The organism is Pseudomonas fluorescens (assembly GCF_902497995.1).
Taxonomy (GTDB): domain Bacteria; phylum Pseudomonadota; class Gammaproteobacteria; order Pseudomonadales; family Pseudomonadaceae; genus Aquipseudomonas; species Aquipseudomonas fluorescens_BK.
Genome location: NZ_CABVII010000030.1, coordinates 20517 through 37260 on the forward strand (window position 1 = coordinate 20517; position 16744 = coordinate 37260).

The window sequence follows — 16744 nt, forward strand, 5'->3', positions numbered from 1 at the left end:
TCGTCCTACGCCGTCTCGAGCAGGACCGGTATCAATTCGGGCACTGCCACAGGCTCGGGCTGAAAGAAGAACAAGCGCTCGCCAAACGCTGGCCTCAACTCGTCGAACCAGGTCGCCTGCGGATCGAATCGCGCATAGAAGGTGCGCAACACCCATTGCGGATTCCGCGCTTGGAGGAACTGCAGCACGAACACCTTTTCCCCGGCCACGGTCTCGATGCCGTTGATCAACACCTTGCCGTAGAAGGTGCTCATGGATGGCCCGCGCACCGTGCGTGCCAGCCCGGACACCGTGCGATAGGCCGCCTGGAAAATCTCGAACGCCCGGGCCAGCGGCATCGCGAAGTAATGGCTGGGCCCGGTATCGCGCTCGACGAACATGTAATAAGGCACGGCCCCGAGCCGCACGCCTTCGGTCCAGAGTGCCGCCCAGTCGGCGGGGTTTTCGTTGATGTAGCGGATCACCGGCGCCTGCATGCGCAGGGTGGCCCCGGTGGAGCGAATGCGTTCGATGGCCTGGCGGGCGATGTCCTGGCGGATTTCCACCGGGTGGTTGTAATGCCCCATGATCGACAGGTTTTTCCCCGCCGCGACGATCCGTTTGAACAGCTCGAGCAGCTCGGGAGCATCCTTGTCGCTGACAAAGCGTTGCGGCCAATAAGCCACGGACTTGGTGCCGATGCGGATGCTTTTCAGGTCGGGCAATTCCAGCAACGGCTCGATGTAACCGGCCAGCGAACGGGTGTTCATGATCATCGGATCGCCGCCGGTGATCAGCACATCGGTGACCTCAGTGTGCACCCGCAGGTAGCTCACCAGTTCCTGGGATTCACGCGCATTGAACTTGAGCTCTTCTTCGCCGATGAACTGCGCCCAGCGGAAACAAAAGGTGCAGTAGGCGTGACACGTCTGACCGGCACCGGGAAAAAACAGCACGGTCTCGCGGTACTTGTGCTGAATGCCCGGCAAGACTTTTGCGTCGAGGGTCACGCCGTTGTGCGTCAGTTGCCCGGCCGGATGGGGGTTCATGCGCAGCCAGATCGCTTCGATCCTGCGCTTGATGGCGACGGTGTCATCCCCTTCGATCAGGTGCTTGAGCGAGGCGTACTCGTCCGGCAGCAACATGTCCTTGTGGGGAAAGGTCATGCGAAAAATCGGATCGTCGGGGATGTTGTCCCAGTCGATCAGCGTGCCCAATACGTAGTCGTTGGTGCGAAACGGCATGACCCTGGCGACGACGGTCATCGCTTCCTGCAACGCTGGCGTCAGTTTCTGCCAGTACGGCGTGTCGCGGATGGTGCGTGAGTTATAGGGTTTGTATCTTTCCTGCTCCGACAGTCCCTGCATGGCAGCGCTCCTGGTGATTGCCTGGCGGTGGCTTTGGACATTTCAGAGTGCGATGGCCGGCGCTGCGCGCTCTATGTCCATCCACGCCCGAACGCTGTCGCGATCCCACTGGCGGCGCACATACGCCGCGAGTCGCGCAGGCACCTGATCGCCATTGGCGAGCAGGCGGTTGAGCATGATTGCCAGGTCGGTGTCGGCAATGCTCCAGTCGCCGAACAGGTGATCGGCGCCCTCTTCCAGTAAACGGTCAGCCACGAAGAACAATCTGCCGACGGCGGCCTGGGCTTCGTCGGACAGCGGGTTATCTTTTTTGCCGAAGTAGATGAGGTCCGCCGGGCGTTCTTTGCGAATCACCAGCAGGTCGCTGCGCAGCCAGGCCTGGAGTTGACGGGCGCGGGCGCGCTGTTTGATGTCCAGCGGGAATAGTGGGTTATGCCCCGGTGTCACTTCCTCCAGGTATTCGGCAATGGCCGACGATTCCGACAGGGCAAAACCTTCATGAACCAAGGTGGGGATCTTGCAGGTCAGCGATACATCACGATAACTCGCCTGATAGTTTTCTCGCGCTTTTAAATCCAGCGCAACAAACTCAAATGAAAGTTGCTTTTCTTTTAGCGCCACAAATGCCGACATTGCAAAAGCACTGACAAAATCCGCACCAACATACAGTTTAAACCTGGTACTTTCCATAGAACGCTCCCTTGCATAACGCACATTAATCCGTTGCCTTGAAAGCGATCCTAGTTAGTTGCTCAGGCGCTGAACAGATACAGAAATTATCTGTTTCTATCGATACAGCCATTCGAAAAACCAGTCGCCCGGAGGCTTCGGAAGGGGGACGGCAGAAACAGAAAAAGGGAGTCAGCGAACGCGGACTCCCGGGGTGTGTAGCGCAGGGGAAATGATAGCGGGCGGGTGATCAGGCCATGGCTGTCGGCGAACTGGAGAGCAGCGCCATTTGCGGCATGTTGCTCATGTTCAGCATGGCCAGCGGTTCGGTGGCGCTGTTGTTGACGAAGCCGTGCGGGGTCCAGGCCGGCACCAGCAACACGTCGCCGGGGCTGACGCTGACTTCATCGGCATCGCCCAGGGTCAACGCGCCGCTGCCGGACTGAATGATGAACAGGTGCCACCAGGCATGAACGTGACCGTTCAACACCGTGGCGGGTTTCAACCATTGCATGGACACCGCCATGCCTGGCGTCAACGTGCAGCCTTCGATACTTTTTTCATGGGCCAGCGCGACAATATCGACTTCGCTGGTTTCGAGACCCTGGCGAAAGTCTGCAAGATCACCCGCCTTCCATACCCGCGCACTGACCGGTGGCGGGTGCAAACTCTGGCGAAAGTCCTTATATGAAAAAAACGCACCTTGAACGTTATTCATCCGTGAGTTCCAACTTGTTTAGTCGACTTGAATGACTGAACCTTAGGCCAACCATTCAACGCTGTAAAGCCGCGCGCCCCACACTTATAATACCGAGGGTCTCAGCGCTGCGATCATGTCAACTTCTACCGCGGCATTTTTTGGCAATTGATAAACACCCACGGTCGTTCGAGTATGTTTACCGGCATCCCCCAGGACATGGCTGAATACATCCGACGCACCGTTGGCCACTTCGCTCAGGTCTACAAAATCCGCCGTGGATTTCACATAGACCGTTATCCGTATCAGCGACTTGATTTTATCCAGCGAACCGATGGCGTCGACGATCAGCGCCAGACCGCGCATCGCGCTGATGCTGGCGGCCGATTGAGCGTCCGTCAGGCTGAGTTCCAGCCCGACTCTGCCGGGATACTGGATTTTTCCGTTCATGCGCGGCACCAGGCCACTGACGTACAGTTCGTCATGGTGCCGAATCAACGGAGCATAATGCCCACCGGCGGTGTTCTCGCCATAGATGTCGTAGCCGAGTTCTTTTGCCAGGGCGATGAAACGTTCATCACAGCTCATGTGCTCAATCATTGACCCAACCCTCATAACCAATCATGCAAAAAACATTGATGTCGACGACTTAGCCCACCGCTCTCGACGGTGCAGCCAGACAGGTGACCTCGACGCGCGACTCGATCGCGTCTGCCAGACGCAGCAGATTGGCGTTGAGCTGCCCGTAGTCCTCGCTGAACAAGACGATGTGGCCGATGAACGAAGTGTTGTCCTTGACCAGTGCCGTGACCGAATCACTGAGGCGTTTGGCGTACACCGCTTCCACCAGCTTGATGTTGAGCTCCCGAGCCAGGGACTCGATGTTTGGCATGTAGCGCAACAGTCCGCCGGCCGGTGCCCGCAGCAGACGAATACCGCAATAACCCCGGGCGACGGGGTCGTGATGGTCGGTCTTGCCCTCCACCGCCCATCTGACCCAGCGCTCCCAGGGATCGAAGTCGACGAATGCCAGGCGCGCCAGGTCCCAGATGTGCATGCCGCCGGGGCGCATATTGGTTTCCACCGCCGAGGTCAGGCCGTCGCTGCGCAGGAAAACCTCGTTGTGATAGGCCCCGTTATCCAGCGAAACCAGGCCGGCCATGTGCTGGCCGGCTGCCGCCAGGCGCGCCTGCACCTCGGTCGTCAACGGTGCCGGCACCACTTGCTGGATTTCCGCGCGATAGGCGCCTTCGGTGGTGGTTTTCTCAGTGACCCAGGTGCTGCCGGCCACGTAGTCCCAGCTGTATTCCCGAGCGTTCTGGATCAATTCTTCGAGGATGATGCCGCCTTCGCGATACGGCTTGAGTGCCTGCCACGCCTCGTCGCATTCAGACGGATGACGAATGACCCGGCAGCCCCTGCTCGCGCCTTCGCAGGCAGGTTTGATAAAGGCTCTGCCGCCAAGCTCGACAACCCGCTGGCGCAGCTCGCCCAGGCTCTCGATTCGGGCGGAAAACACCGGACGGTAATCTTCCGGCGCAGCGCTCGCCGCCGCTTCCAGTTTGCGAAAAATCTGTTTATCCAGCCCCGCCTGCGCCTCGCCCGGGGTGATGCCGGGCACACCATAGTGGGTCGCCAGCGCCGCGCCGAGCAACACACCACGGTCGGAAAAGGGCAACACCCCGATCAGTCTCCAGCGATCGACACCCAGGCAACCCGCCACCAGTTCCAGAGAGTTCGCCACATCCTCCGGCGCCAGGGACGTGCAGCACACGTGATCCGCCACCTGATCGTCATCGGGCTGAATCTGCTCGACCAGCAGGATCAACCGGGCGTTATAAAGTGTTCTGCAGAGGTCGCGCAGCTTCTGGATATCGTGAACCCGATTACCGTTGTACCCGACCACTACTACGCAAGACGTCGTATTCATGTAACACCCGACCTGTGAAGAAAAAACGGCAACGCGATGACTCAGTCGTGCAGCGACGCGTTGGATTTACGGTTGAGCCAGTACCAGGCCAGAATCCCGCCCGCGCCGATGGCGGCCAGCACCAGGGCGTTGTACGGTGGTGGCACGACCCGCATGATCAGCACCGTCAGCCCGGCGCCGACGCCAAGGGACACTTCCTTGACGAACATGTTGTTCTGCTTGACCGAGAAGTAGTCGAGGTAGCTGAACGCACATTCGGCGATGGACAGCAGCGCCACCCAGATCAACGCGCCGACAAGGGTTTCGACATGGAATGCGGCCGGAGACGAGAGCACCGCAAAGCCGCCGATGATGATGCCGATCACCGCGATCACCTTGAAGCGCCCGGTGCGCTCGATCAGCTTCATCACCGGCACCTGGACAAATACCACCACGGCGCTGTTGAGGATCAGCATCAGGCCATACCAGGCCGGCAACTCACCGGTCTCGAGCAGGATCGCCTGGGGCAGGATCGAGAACACGCCGAACAGTTTGATCCCCATGATGATCCCGGCGATCACCCATGGCAGTTTGTTGCGCCAGCCGCTGCCGTCGTGGGTGGCTGGCTGGGCAACGGCCGCTTGGGTGGTGAACGTGGCGCCCATGGCGATGGGCAGGCACAGCAGGACAAAACTCGCGGCGCCAAGGAAAAACATGGTGGGCGTCAGCAGCGGCGACAGCAGGATCAGCCCCGCCAGCAGGCTGCCCATGTTCATGGCGACCCGGTTGTAGGCGGCACCTTCCTTGGTCTGGGCCGCTTCGCTCTTGATCAGGTAACCGGCAATCGCAATGCCATAGGCAAACAATGCCGCGGCAAACATCACCATGCCCTGGTTGCTGGTGACCGCCAGCAACACCAGCCCGAGGGCGGCGCACAACAGCGTGACGCTCAGGGACCGCCGGCCGAGCACCAGCAACGTCAGGGGCAAGAGCAACAACAAGGCCCGATAACCGAGGGCGAGAATGCTGTTGGTGGCGGTGTCGAGCCACACGTTGGCCTTGCCCAGCACGGCAAACAGCGACACGGCGGTGATGATCCGGATCGTGAACAGGCGGATGTTGATCACCGGCTTGGCGACGGAGACCGTTGTTCGAACACTCATTGCAACACCTCTGAACCAAGCGATTGCAGAACCGCAGGCCCGACAATCAGGAAAGTCTGTAAGGTGATGGTAGAGACGAAGGATTGTTTTGATCAGAGCAAGTTCGTATAGAATCAAACGAACTTTACTGTCGGAGAGACCAGTAAAATGCAGGTTCAACGCGCAGTCATCGCCGCCATCGAATTCCAGCCCGGCGCGCCGCTGGTGCAGCAGATCGTCGATCAGTTGACCGTTGCGATCAGCCAGGGCGGCCTGCCCCACGGCTCCAGACTGCCGCCGATTCGCGAACTCTCCGATCTGATGAACGTCGGCAAGTCCACGGTGGTTGATGCCCTGGACCGCTTGCGGGCCAAGGGGTTGGTGGTGTCACGCCAGGGCTCGGGGCATTACGTGCACCGCTCCAGCCTCCCGATCCAGACCGATGCCGGCCCCGACCTGCAACCTCAAGACACGCTCAGCGTGGTCCGCCGCGCGGTGTTGCTGGACAACGGCGCGCTGCGCCCTGGCGCCGGTTTCCTGCCTTCCTCGTGGTTGCCGGCTGAAGAGTTGCTTAAAGCCGTGCGCGGCACCCTGCGCGCAACCTCCCTGCGCATGGGCGAATACGGCGTTGCCGGCGGTTACCTGCCGCTGCGCGAGGCGTTGCGGGTGAAGCTGTCGACCCATGGCATCGAAGTGCCGGTGGACCAGATCGTCACCACGGCCAACACCGTGCAGGCCATCGACATGCTGATGCGCCTGCTGGTCAAACCCGGCGACACGGTGCTGCTCGACGACCCCTGTTACTTCACCATGCACGCCAACCTGGCCTTGCATGGTGCCAAGGTCATCACCATCCCCCGGGATTGTGACGGCATGGACCTGGAGGCCTTCGAGCAATTGCTGATCGCCCATCGTCCCGTGCTCTACATGACCAACAGTACCCTGCACAACCCGACCGGGCACTCGTTCTCCCCCGCGCAGGTTTATCGCTTGCTGGAGTTGAGCCACCGTTACGGTTTCCACATCCTCGAAGACGACTTGTATTGCGACATGCAGCAACGCATGACGCCACGCCTGGCAGCGGGCGGGCTGGACAACGTCAGTTACGTGTCCGGCTTCTCCAAGACCCTGACGGCCAACAGCCGCGTCAGCTACGCGGTACTGTCACCGCAACTGGCGGCGCGGCTGGTTACGCTGAAAATGGCCGCCGGTGGCATGACCTCGGAATTGGCGGAGCAGATTATCTGCACGATGCTCAGTGATGGCAGCTATGCCAAACATACCCGGCGCACGGTGGATCGGCTTTACGAGTCGAGCAGTCGGGTGACGAGCTGGCTGGTGGAGGCAGGATGCTCGGTGTCATCGCTGCCCCATGAGGGGTTGTTTATCTGGACGCGTTTACCGGAAGGGCATCATGCCGAAACCCTGGCGAGGAAAGGTCTGGATATCGACCTGGTGCTCGCGCCCGGCACGTTGCTCAGTAAGGCGCCGGATGCGAGCCACTTTCTGCGTTTCAACGTTGCCCACAGCGATAACACCCAGGTGCGCGAACGGTTCTTCCGGTTGCTGGACACACAAAGTAAATAACTGACCGACACTAACCTTATGGGAGCGGGCTTGCTCGTGAAGAGGGCGTTACAGCCAAAATCAATGTTGCCTGACACACCGCCTTCGCGAGCAAGCCCGCTCCCACAAGGATTGCGGTGATCGCACTGTCGACCGACAGGATCGGACCAAAGTCCTCTCCTACAAGATATGTTGCCCGACATGTTCACAAGCCACCAGATCGCTACGATTGCGGCCTCTGAAAATGCCCGATAGCTTGAGGCTGTCGCTGCCAATTCAGCGACCGGGCCTGATAACCCGGTAAGATGCGCGCGTACCAGCACCCAAATCATGATTGCAGGCGTTTTTTTATGCCTGCAAACTCATGCAATGGCGGCTGTGCGCGGGAGACCTTCGGGTCTGCCGGGTCGTGCATACCGGTTTATCAGCCTGCGCATAGCTGCCACCCATTCGCCTGATAACGAACGTGGCAGCTCTACTTTGATTCTGGAGTTCGCTCATGCACGTTATTGATCCGTCTAAAATCAGCACCTTTGCGCCACCGGTCATTACCAGCCTCCGCCCAATCACCGGAGGTGCCCAATGACCAACCCCCAAGACCTGAAAACCATCGGCCTCACGCCTTTTTGTTACCACGCCAACGAACCGCTCTTCCGCATCAACGCCGGCGTCCCGGTCATCCAGGCCCTCTCCCACGCATCCGACCTGCTCCACGTCGCCAAACTGCTCGCCTCAGACGCCGCCATGGTTCGCGAAACCGACCGGCATGCCTGGGCCTCCCATTATTTGCAGGACATGAGCAAAGCAATCATCGATGACGTGGTGAAGGTGCTCGACGCTCCATGTAACAACCGCGCGTAAAAGAAAAAGCTCCGCACTTCTTCCGAAACGCGGGGCTTTTTGTCGGACAGCCAAATGTCTCAGAATGTCGTAGAACCCGGAATATTCCGTCGAGCTCATCACGACAATCTTCAGTCTTAGACAGATCGAACGGATTTTCTTGAGCAGCTCAATAAAATCTTAAGATTTCCAGATTATCTCGATTTTTTCTTAAGTGACCTTCTGGACCTCACTGCTTCCAGCAGGAGGTCGAGATGCGAATGGATGGCAGAACAGAATGAATTGCCATCCGCGAATATTTAATGAAAAAATCTGCCCTTTTCTTGTAGGGCGGGGCTTTTTTTAGAAGTTCGACTATTTGCTTAAACAGTTGCCAGTCGATCAACCATGTCAGGGAATTTTTCCACCAGCCTTATCAACAAGGCAGCTTGGGCGTTGGGCTTCGACTTTTCCTGCTCCCAATTTCTCAGGGTGCTTGGGCTGGTCCGAATTCGCTTGGCAAAAACGGCTTGGGACATGTGTAACTTTGCTCGTAGCGCAACGATTTCTTGCGCTCCCACCTCGGGCGCCGGGATGTCCTCCACCGTCGTATTGCGCAGCGTGATCTTGCCTTCGCGTTGAGCCGCCATCTCTTCAACGCCCTGCATCAATTCTGCAAACAGGTCGCGTTTTTTCATGGGGAACCTCGTACTTTCAATTCTGTTGCTATGGCTTTTTTGAGCGCCTTCTCTTGGTCGGCAGTCAAATTCTCAAGCTCATCTTTGTCATAAATTGCAAACATCCAGAACTGGCCATTATTCATAAGCCAATAATAGATAACCCGCAAGCCACCTCGCCTGCCTTTGCCTCGGCGCCCATCGACCCAGCGCAGCTTGCGGAAGCCGCCCGTGCGCGGCATGACGTCGCCCGCCTGTGGATTCAGCTGCATGTGATTTTACAGCGCTCGATACTCGTCGTCCGTCAGATAATCGCCGACTGACGCCGTGAAGGTTGTGGTTTCGAAGAATACGGTTCGCATAAGCAAACTATAAGCAAATTGCTTATAGTCAAGCAAGTGGCGACTTATCCTTCAGACAAGCTGTCAACGCGGTATCACCAGATACACCGACGATGGCGGCAACTCGATCCACCAGAAAATCCCCAATAAAAAACCCCGCACTTCTCTCGAAGGCGGGGTTTTCTTTACAGCATCCGACGCTTACGGCGCGTAAGTCAGCAACAACTCACTCGGCACCTTGAAATCCAGCGACATCATCACGCTCAACGCGGTAATGGTAAAGATCGAGAACACGAACAGCTTGCGCGCCCAGACCGTATCATCCACTGCCTTGTAGCCGGTCCAGGCCATGTACAGCCAGTACATGCCCATGGCCGCGGCGACGGCGAGGTAGCTCATGCCGGCGTAGCCGCTGAAGGTCAGCATCAGGGTCGCCACGAGGAACGCCAGGATGTAGAGCAGGATGTGCTTCTTCGCCACTTCAATCCCGCGCTTCACCGGCAGCACCGGAATCGATGCGGCCAGGTAATCGTTGAAACGGAAGATCGCGATGGCGTAGGAATGCGGCATCTGCCACAGGCTGAACATCACCAGCAGCGTCAGTGCGGCCATGTCGAAGCTGTTCGTCACCGCCACATAGCCAATCACCGGCGGCATCGCCCCCGACAGACTGCCCACCAGCGTGCCGTGAACCGACTTGCGCTTGAGGTACAGGCTGTAGAAACCGACGTAGATGACGAAGCCGATGACCGCGAACAACGCGGCCAACGGGTTGGCCACCTTGTACAACAGTGCAACGCCGAAAACACCCAGAATGGTCGCAAAGGCCAGGGCCAGTTTCAGGGAGATCAAGCCCTGGACCAGCACCCGGTTCTTGGTGCGTTCCATCTTCAGGTCGATGTCGCGGTCGATGCAGTTGTTGAACACGCAACCGGAAGCCACCACCAGGGACGTGCCGATCATCGCAGCCAGGAAGATGGCCAGATCGACATGCCCTTTGGAGGCCAGGAAAAATCCGCCTGCCACTGAAAGCACGTTACCGAAAATGATCCCCGGTTTGGTGATTTGGATAAAGTGCTTCAAGGACATCCGGACTTACCTCAGTGCGCCATCATGTTGGTGTGGATGCTGAACATGATCCACAGCGACAGGCCTACCAACAGGACGATTACCAATGCTGCGAAAACAAACGCGATCACGTTGTTACGCTGGGCGGCGGAGCGGTCCAGGTGGAGGAAGTACACCAGGTGCACCAGCACCTGGATCACTGCGAAGATCAGTACGATCCACAGGGTCATGGCTTTGGGCAGCGATGGGTACATCACCAGGCCGAAAGGAATGACGGTCAGGATCACCGACAGGATGAAACCGATGGCGTACGACTTGACGCTGCCATGGTTCGCATCGTGGGCATCGTGGGAATGAGCGTTAGCCATTTACATAGTCCCCATCAGATAAACAACCGTGAATACGCAGATCCACACCACGTCCAGGAAGTGCCAGAACAGGCTCAGGCAGCTCAGACGGGTCTTGTTGGTCGCCGTCAGGCCGTTTTTCTGCACCTGGTACATCATGATCGCCATCCAGATCAGACCGCTGGTCACGTGCAGACCGTGGGTGCCGACCAGGGTGAAGAACCCGGACAGGAAGCCTGAGCGGCTAGGGCCGAAGCCTTCGGAGATCAGCAGGTGGAACTCGTTGATCTCCATGGCGATAAAGCCGGCGCCCAGCAGGAAGGTCATGCCCAACCAGGTCAGCACACCCTTCTTGTTACCCTTGAACAGCGCCAGCATGGCGAAGCCGTAGGTGATCGAACTGAACAACAGCAGAGCGGTTTCGCCCAGCACGTAAGGCAGTTCGAAGATATCGGCGCCCGACGGGCCGCCCGCTACGTTGTTAACCAGTACCGCGTACACCGCGAAGATCGACGCAAACAGAATGCAGTCGGTCATCAGGTAGAGCCAGAAACCGAATACGGTCATCTCGCCCGAGTCGTGGTGATGGTCATCGTGCCCATGTCCATCGACATGGGTGTGTCCAGCATTGGTCACTAAGTTCGACATGGTTTAAGCCTGTTCCAACGAGGTTTCAACACGGGTGGCGGTGGCTGGGACTTTCCCGGCCGCTACCAGACGTTTGTGCTGCTCGGCTTCGATGCGCTCGATGACATCCACCGGCACCATGTAGCCCTGATCGTCACGGGCGGCATGAATGGTGAAATACACCACGGTGCCAACCAGACCAACGATCGCCAGCCACCAGATGTGCCAGATCATCGCGAAACCGAACACGGTCAACAGCGCGCCCATGACCACACCGGTCGCGGTGTTGTTGGGCATGTGGATCGGCTGATACTTGGCCGGAGCCTTGTACGCGGTGCCGTCTTCCTTGGCTTCGGTGAACGGGTCGATGACGTCGGCTTTCGGCAGCACGGCAAAGTTGTAGAACGGAGGTGGCGACGAGGTCGACCATTCCAGGGTATGGGCATTCCACGGGTCGCCGTGTTCGCACATGTTTTCTGGCTTGTTGCGGTCACGCACGCTGACGTACAGCTGGATCAGCTGGCAGGCGATGCCGACAGCGATCATCACCGCACCGAACATGGCGACGTACAGGTACGGCACCCACTCAGGGTTGGTGGTGGCGTTCAGACGACGGGTCATGCCCATGAAGCCCAGGACATAGAGCGGCATGAACGCGACGAAGAAGCCGGTGATCCAGAACCAGAACGCTGCCTTGCCCCAGCCTTCGTGCAGCTTGAAGCCGAACGCTTTCGGGAAGTAGAAGGCGAAGCCGGCGATGTAGCCGAATACCGCGCCGCCGATGATCACGTTATGGAAGTGCGCGATCACGAACAGGCTGTTGTGCAGAACGAAGTCAGCACCCGGAATGGCCAGCAGTACGCCGGTCATGCCGCCGATGGCGAAGGTCACCATGAAGCCCAGGGTCCACAGAACCTGGCTGGTGAAACGCAGACGGCCCTGGTAGATGGTGAACAGCCAGTTGAATAGCTTCACCCCCGTCGGGATCGAAATCAGCATCGTCGCCAGACCGAAGAAGGCGTTGACGCTGGCACCCGAACCCATGGTGAAGAAGTGGTGCAGCCAGACCATGAAGCCCAGGATCGAGATCGCGCCCGATGCGTAGATCATCGACTTGTGGCCGAACAGTTTCTTGCCGGAGAAGGTCGAGATGACTTCGGAGAAGATCCCGAACGCCGGCAGAATCAGGATGTACACCTCGGGGTGACCCCAGGCCCAGAACAGGTTGACGTACATCATCGGATTGCCACCAAGTTCATTGGTGAAAATGTGGAAATCCATGTAACGGTCAAGCGTCAGCAGTGCCAGGGTAGCGGTCAGGATCGGGAACGAAGCCACGATCAGGACGTTGGCCCAGGTGCAGGTCCAGGTGAAGATCGGCATGTCCATCAGCTTCATGCCCGGGGTACGCATTTTCAGCACGGTGGCCAGGAAGTTGACCCCCGTCAGCGTCGTCCCCAGCCCGGATAGCTGTAGCGCCCAGATGTAGTAATCCATCCCCACGCCCGGACTGTATTGCAGGCCCGACAGCGGCGGATAGGCAACCCAGCCGGTCTTGGCGAATTCGCCAACGCCCAGGGACAGGTTGATCAGTACCACGCCGGACACCAGCAGCCAGAAGCTCAGGGAGTTCAGGAACGGGTAGGCCACGTCACGCGCGCCGATCTGCAGCGGCACTGCAAGGTTCATTAAGCCTGTGAAGAATGGCATCGCCATGAAGATGATCATGATCACACCGTGGGCGGTGAAGATCTGGTCATAGTGTTCAGGCGGCAGGTAGCCAGGCGAACCCTCGGTGGCCATGGCCAACTGGGTACGCATCATGATGGCGTCGGCAAAACCGCGCAGCAGCATGATCATGGCGACGATGATGTACATCACGCCGATTTTCTTGTGGTCGACCGACGTCAGCCACTCGGTCCACAGGTAGGTCCACTTCTTGAAATAAGTGATACCCGCGAACAGTGCCAGGCCACCGAGTGCGATCATGGCGATGGTTATCATCACGATCGGCTCGTGGAACGGGACCGCTTCCCAACTTAATTTACCAAACATCGTTTACTCCTCTGCCCCGGCAGCTGAATGCGAACTCATGTCCATCCCTTCCATATGGGCCACTTCTTTCTCTTTCTTCTCGTGGTGCATCGGCGTGCCCGGTTTCATGCCTTCGTACTTGTCGACGATGATCTGGAACAGGTTCGGCGTGACCGAGGAGTAGAGCTCGACTGGGTTGTTCTGGCTTGGCTTGGTAAGGGCTTCGTATTCAGCTGTTTCCAGCTGTTTAGGTGCCTTTTTGACTTCGCTTACCCAGGCGTCGAAATTTTCCTGAGAGGTTGAGATCGCTTTGAATTTCATGCCGGTGAAACCTGCGCCGCTGTAGTTGGCGGAGATGCCTTCCATTTCAGCGTCACGGTTGGCAATCAGGTGCAACTTGGTCTGCATGCCGGCCATCGCGTAGATCTGGCCGCCCAGGCCCGGGATGAAGAACGAGTTCATCACCGAGTCCGAAGTCACCTTGAAGTTGACCGGTGTATTCGTCGGGAACACGATCTTGTTGACCGTGGCGATGCCCTGTTCCGGATAGATAAACACCCACTTCCAGTCCAGCGAGACCACTTCGATGGTGATCGGCTTGACGTCGGATTCCAGCGGACGGTACGGGTCCAGTTCGTGGGTCGACACGTAGGTGACGTAACCCAGAGCAATGATGATCAGGACCGGAACGGTCCACACCGCGATTTCAATCTTGGTGGAGTGGTTCCATTTCGGGGTGTAGGTCGCGTTGGTGTTCGACGCGCGGTATTTCCAGGCGAACAGGAAGGTCATGACGATGACCGGGACCACGACCAACAGCATCAGCAACGTTGCGGTGATGATCAGGTTTCGCTGCTCCAGGCCGACCTGGCCCGTGGGATTGAGCAAGGTCATGTTGCAGCCTCCCAGCAACAACGTGCCGAGCAGCGGCAATAAGCCTAGTAGTCTGGGGTACCTGTTTTTACTCATCTCACGACCTCTAAAGCAGCTTGCGCAATGCAGTTGGGTTTTGATCGCCAACACTTCACCCTGCCAAGGGTTGGCATTTTTCTTGGATTGAATAAGGGCTGCCCGTCGCGCGTCAGACGCTGTTCGACAAATCCCGGGACAGCGGTGAGTTCTTATTCGAATTCGTGGTCAAAGGCCTTGTTACAGACCAATTCCATTTGGTGCGGATAGTGGAAGGCACCGACACCTGGGAATCGCATGAAGCTATCCGGCCTCTCGACACCCTATTGCTGCTCGTGCACCTGTGTAAGGGTGAGCAGTGCCGGGAATTCAGTGCGGGCGATTGTAGTGACGTAGCGATTCATAAACCATGTCTCATCCCGAAATAATTTTTATCCATTTCAGCAACAATCATTCACGGATTTCGCAAAAGTCCGGCATATTATCGAAATTCATTCGCAACAAAAACACCAAAAATAGTAGGTCTACCGCGCTCAGTTCGGACAGTATCGAAGGTTCCACACGCTCCTTCGAACCGGCCCTAGCCCCTATGAAACAAGGGCTCTGGCAATTCGTCAGGCCCTGTTAAAACTGCCTGCTCAGGCTGATCGGTGTCGAAGCTACCCACCATTAGAAAAGCCCCGTTTTGTTACGAAACCGTGCGCCAATTCACCGCTTCGAAACGTCCTGCGACACTCGCGCTGTGACAACATGTCGCACACATGCCGCCCCCCGACTTGTCGAGCATCAAGGTCTTTTTACCAGTCCTGCGCAATGCAAAACGCCCCGGCGCGCTCAAGGAGGATCGGGGCGTTTTTTTGTTGATGCAGCGATGCGAAGGATGACCTCAGCGCAGCGCTCTGCGATTACGCGACGTGAGCAGCGGCACCAGGATGACCACCAGTACAAAGGCGACCAGCGCCCATTGGGCGAGGGACAGACCGAGAATCGGCGGGTACGGCGTCGAGCAGAAACCGTCGACCTGGAAGCCCAGCGGGAAGATCTTCGCCAGCGGCAAACCATCGACGATTGGCTGCAGCACATCGATACCGCAGCTGACTGTCGGATAGAACTGGGTGTAAACGTGATGCCCGGCCACCCCGACGCCTGCCAGGGCGCAGATCACCACCAGGGTTTCAAACACCGTGATGCTGCGGCGGGTGTGCATGGCCGCGCCGATGAAGGCGAAGAGCGCAATCAGCAGCAAGGCGTAGCGCTGCAGGATGCACAGCGGGCACGGTGCCTCGCCCAGGACAATTTGCATGTACAGCGCGCCGCCGATCAGCGCCAGGCAGATGGCGCCCAGTAACACCAGATAGCGCCGTTCACGGCCCAACCGCATTGTTTCCTCGCTCATTGCGTTTCCCTTCTGAATATCGATTGCCCAAAGTCTACACGCTGGCCTGGACCTTGGAGAGCCTGGCGCGCACGGGTGGGTATCGGGGAATAGACGACAGGCCGGTTAAGAAGGGATTAAATTTCAACACTTTCCTGCATTTGAATCAGCCAGCGGCCTCTTCGCGAGCAAGCCCGCTCCCACAGTTGAAATGCATTCCATTGTGGGAGCGGGCTGGCTCGCGAAAGCGTTAGCTCAGTCGCCGTAGATATCAGACTTGAAGTACTTCTCCGAAATCTTCTGGTATTCGCCACTGGCGCGAATGCCGTCGATGGCCGAGTTCAGCTGGGAAACCAACTCGGTATTGCCCTTGCGTACCGCAATCCCGGCACCCTCGCCCACGTATTTCGGATCCTTGAGTTCCGGCCCGACAAAGGCATAGCCTTGGCCACGGGGCATCGTCAGGAAGTCATTCAGCGGAATGGTGTCGGCAAAAATGGCATCGAGGCGACCGGCAGCCAGGTCCATGTAGATCTCTTCGTTGTTGCTGTAACGCTTGACGTTGATGCCCTCGGGTTCAAACACCTCGGTGGCGTAACGGTCAGTGGTGGTGGCGCGCTGCACGCCGATGGTCTTGCCCTTCAGACTGGCGTACTGGTCATCCACCACCGCGCCTTCCTTCATCACCAGCCGCGATGAGGTGAAGTAGTACTTGTGGGTGAAATCCACCGACTTCTTGCGGTCTTCGTTGATGGTCATGGACGACAGCGCCATGTCGATTTTCTTCACTTTCAAGGAAGGAATCAGGCCATCGAACTCACCTTCGACCCACTGGCACTTGACCTGCATCTGCGCGCACAGGGCATTGCCGATGTCATAGTCGAAACCGACGATCTTGCCTTCGGCGTTTTTCGACGCGAACGGTGGGTAGGCCGCTTCGATGCCGATGCGCAGGGTTTTCTCGGCGGCGAACAGGGTACTGCACGCCAACAGGCTCAGGGCCAGACCGGTGATGAGTGGGAATTTCTTCATGTTCGTTCTCTCGCGGGTTGTTGTTGGTTTGGCAAGACAGAAGAAAGAGCTGAAACGGAGGGAGGCCTTTTTTGTACTTATAATTCCATACTGGACTTTTATGTATAAGTCGTCAATTGGGGAAAATCAAGAGGTGCCGGCCGGTGGTCGGGAGGTGGGTCAGGAGGGTATCGGGTGTTGCGGATG

The 16744-nt window shown here is 57.9% G+C and carries 15 protein-coding genes and 2 pseudogenes; 2 read left to right on the forward strand and 15 right to left on the reverse strand.

Features of this window, described 5'->3' with window-relative positions:
• Window positions 1–5: 5 nt before the first annotated feature.
• The 6 genes and pseudogenes from F8N80_RS26820 to F8N80_RS26845 form a co-directional block, all read right to left on the reverse strand.
• Window positions 6–1346: a KamA family radical SAM protein gene (locus tag F8N80_RS26820; RefSeq protein ID WP_150747475.1), complete on the reverse strand. Its 1341-nt coding sequence runs from the start codon at window positions 1344–1346 to the stop codon at window positions 6–8.
• 42 nt (window positions 1347–1388) lie between these two features.
• Window positions 1389–2036, reverse strand: a complete 648-nt coding sequence (yfcF, locus tag F8N80_RS26825) for a glutathione transferase (protein WP_150747476.1) — start codon at window positions 2034–2036, stop codon at window positions 1389–1391.
• Window positions 2037–2260: 224 nt separating this feature from the next.
• Window positions 2261–2733 (reverse strand): annotated as a pseudogene (locus tag F8N80_RS26830) (cupin domain-containing protein); the annotation flags it as partial.
• A gap of 84 nt (window positions 2734–2817) precedes the next feature.
• Window positions 2818–3312, reverse strand: a complete 495-nt coding sequence (locus F8N80_RS26835) for a RidA family protein (RefSeq protein ID WP_150747478.1) — start codon at window positions 3310–3312, stop codon at window positions 2818–2820.
• Between the two features lie 49 nt (window positions 3313–3361).
• A complete protein-coding gene (locus F8N80_RS26840; protein ID WP_150747479.1) occupies window positions 3362–4642 on the reverse strand; it encodes an ATP-grasp domain-containing protein in 1281 nt (426 codons plus the stop codon).
• A gap of 41 nt (window positions 4643–4683) precedes the next feature.
• Window positions 4684–5784, reverse strand: a complete 1101-nt coding sequence (locus F8N80_RS26845) for a hypothetical protein (RefSeq protein ID WP_150785070.1) — start codon at window positions 5782–5784, stop codon at window positions 4684–4686.
• 147 nt (window positions 5785–5931) lie between these two features.
• On the opposite strand from F8N80_RS26845, the gene F8N80_RS26850 reads away from it, so the two are divergent.
• Entirely contained in the window at window positions 5932–7350 is a 1419-nt protein-coding gene (locus F8N80_RS26850; protein ID WP_150747481.1) for an aminotransferase-like domain-containing protein, read from the forward strand.
• A 561-nt stretch (window positions 7351–7911) separates the two neighbouring features.
• On the forward strand, window positions 7912–8190 hold the full coding sequence (locus tag F8N80_RS26855; protein WP_150747482.1) for a DUF3077 domain-containing protein: 279 nt from the start codon (window positions 7912–7914) through the stop codon (window positions 8188–8190).
• A 341-nt stretch (window positions 8191–8531) separates the two neighbouring features.
• On the opposite strand, the gene F8N80_RS26860 is transcribed toward F8N80_RS26855, so the two are convergent.
• The 9 genes and pseudogenes from F8N80_RS26860 to F8N80_RS26905 form a co-directional block, all read right to left on the reverse strand.
• A complete protein-coding gene (locus F8N80_RS26860) occupies window positions 8532–8846 on the reverse strand; it encodes a helix-turn-helix domain-containing protein (protein ID WP_150747483.1) in 315 nt (104 codons plus the stop codon).
• Window positions 8843–9187 (reverse strand): annotated as a pseudogene (locus tag F8N80_RS26865) (toxin). Before F8N80_RS26865 ends, F8N80_RS26860 begins: the two are co-directional and overlap by 4 nt.
• Window positions 9188–9367: 180 nt before the next feature.
• Entirely contained in the window at window positions 9368–10255 is an 888-nt protein-coding gene (gene cyoE / locus F8N80_RS26870) for a heme o synthase (protein ID WP_150747484.1), read from the reverse strand.
• Between the two features lie 11 nt (window positions 10256–10266).
• Entirely contained in the window at window positions 10267–10602 is a 336-nt protein-coding gene (gene cyoD, locus F8N80_RS26875) for a cytochrome o ubiquinol oxidase subunit IV (RefSeq protein ID WP_150747485.1), read from the reverse strand.
• Window positions 10603–11229 (reverse strand): cytochrome o ubiquinol oxidase subunit III, encoded by a 627-nt coding sequence (locus tag F8N80_RS26880; protein ID WP_064679616.1) that lies wholly within the window; start codon window positions 11227–11229, stop codon window positions 10603–10605.
• A 3-nt stretch (window positions 11230–11232) separates the two neighbouring features.
• Complete coding sequence (cyoB, locus tag F8N80_RS26885; protein WP_150785071.1) at window positions 11233–13263, reverse strand: cytochrome o ubiquinol oxidase subunit I; 2031 nt, start codon at window positions 13261–13263, stop codon at window positions 11233–11235.
• A 3-nt stretch (window positions 13264–13266) separates the two neighbouring features.
• A complete protein-coding gene (gene cyoA / locus F8N80_RS26890; protein ID WP_150747487.1) occupies window positions 13267–14211 on the reverse strand; it encodes a ubiquinol oxidase subunit II in 945 nt (314 codons plus the stop codon).
• Window positions 14212–15037: 826 nt separating this feature from the next.
• Window positions 15038–15547: a disulfide bond formation protein B gene (locus tag F8N80_RS26900; RefSeq protein WP_150785072.1), complete on the reverse strand. Its 510-nt coding sequence runs from the start codon at window positions 15545–15547 to the stop codon at window positions 15038–15040.
• Window positions 15548–15781: 234 nt separating this feature from the next.
• Window positions 15782–16558 (reverse strand): ABC transporter substrate-binding protein, encoded by a 777-nt coding sequence (locus F8N80_RS26905; RefSeq protein ID WP_150747489.1) that lies wholly within the window; start codon window positions 16556–16558, stop codon window positions 15782–15784.
• Window positions 16559–16744 lie beyond the last annotated feature (186 nt).

Coding starts and splice junctions, on each gene's coding strand:
- F8N80_RS26820 (WP_150747475.1), bottom strand. CDS start 1,346: ATGCAGGGACTGTCGGAGCAGGAAAGATACAAACCCTATAACTCACGC.
- yfcF (WP_150747476.1), bottom strand. CDS start 2,036: ATGGAAAGTACCAGGTTTAAACTGTATGTTGGTGCGGATTTTGTCAGT.
- F8N80_RS26835 (WP_150747478.1), bottom strand. CDS start 3,312: ATGATTGAGCACATGAGCTGTGATGAACGTTTCATCGCCCTGGCAAAA.
- F8N80_RS26840 (WP_150747479.1), bottom strand. CDS start 4,642: ATGAATACGACGTCTTGCGTAGTAGTGGTCGGGTACAACGGTAATCGG.
- F8N80_RS26845 (WP_150785070.1), bottom strand. CDS start 5,784: ATGAGTGTTCGAACAACGGTCTCCGTCGCCAAGCCGGTGATCAACATC.
- F8N80_RS26850 (WP_150747481.1), top strand. CDS start 5,932: ATGCAGGTTCAACGCGCAGTCATCGCCGCCATCGAATTCCAGCCCGGC.
- F8N80_RS26855 (WP_150747482.1), top strand. CDS start 7,912: ATGACCAACCCCCAAGACCTGAAAACCATCGGCCTCACGCCTTTTTGT.
- F8N80_RS26860 (WP_150747483.1), bottom strand. CDS start 8,846: ATGAAAAAACGCGACCTGTTTGCAGAATTGATGCAGGGCGTTGAAGAG.
- cyoE (WP_150747484.1), bottom strand. CDS start 10,255: ATGTCCTTGAAGCACTTTATCCAAATCACCAAACCGGGGATCATTTTC.
- cyoD (WP_150747485.1), bottom strand. CDS start 10,602: ATGGCTAACGCTCATTCCCACGATGCCCACGATGCGAACCATGGCAGC.
- F8N80_RS26880 (WP_064679616.1), bottom strand. CDS start 11,229: ATGTCGAACTTAGTGACCAATGCTGGACACACCCATGTCGATGGACAT.
- cyoB (WP_150785071.1), bottom strand. CDS start 13,263: ATGTTTGGTAAATTAAGTTGGGAAGCGGTCCCGTTCCACGAGCCGATC.
- cyoA (WP_150747487.1), bottom strand. CDS start 14,211: ATGAGTAAAAACAGGTACCCCAGACTACTAGGCTTATTGCCGCTGCTC.
- F8N80_RS26900 (WP_150785072.1), bottom strand. CDS start 15,547: ATGAGCGAGGAAACAATGCGGTTGGGCCGTGAACGGCGCTATCTGGTG.
- F8N80_RS26905 (WP_150747489.1), bottom strand. CDS start 16,558: ATGAAGAAATTCCCACTCATCACCGGTCTGGCCCTGAGCCTGTTGGCG.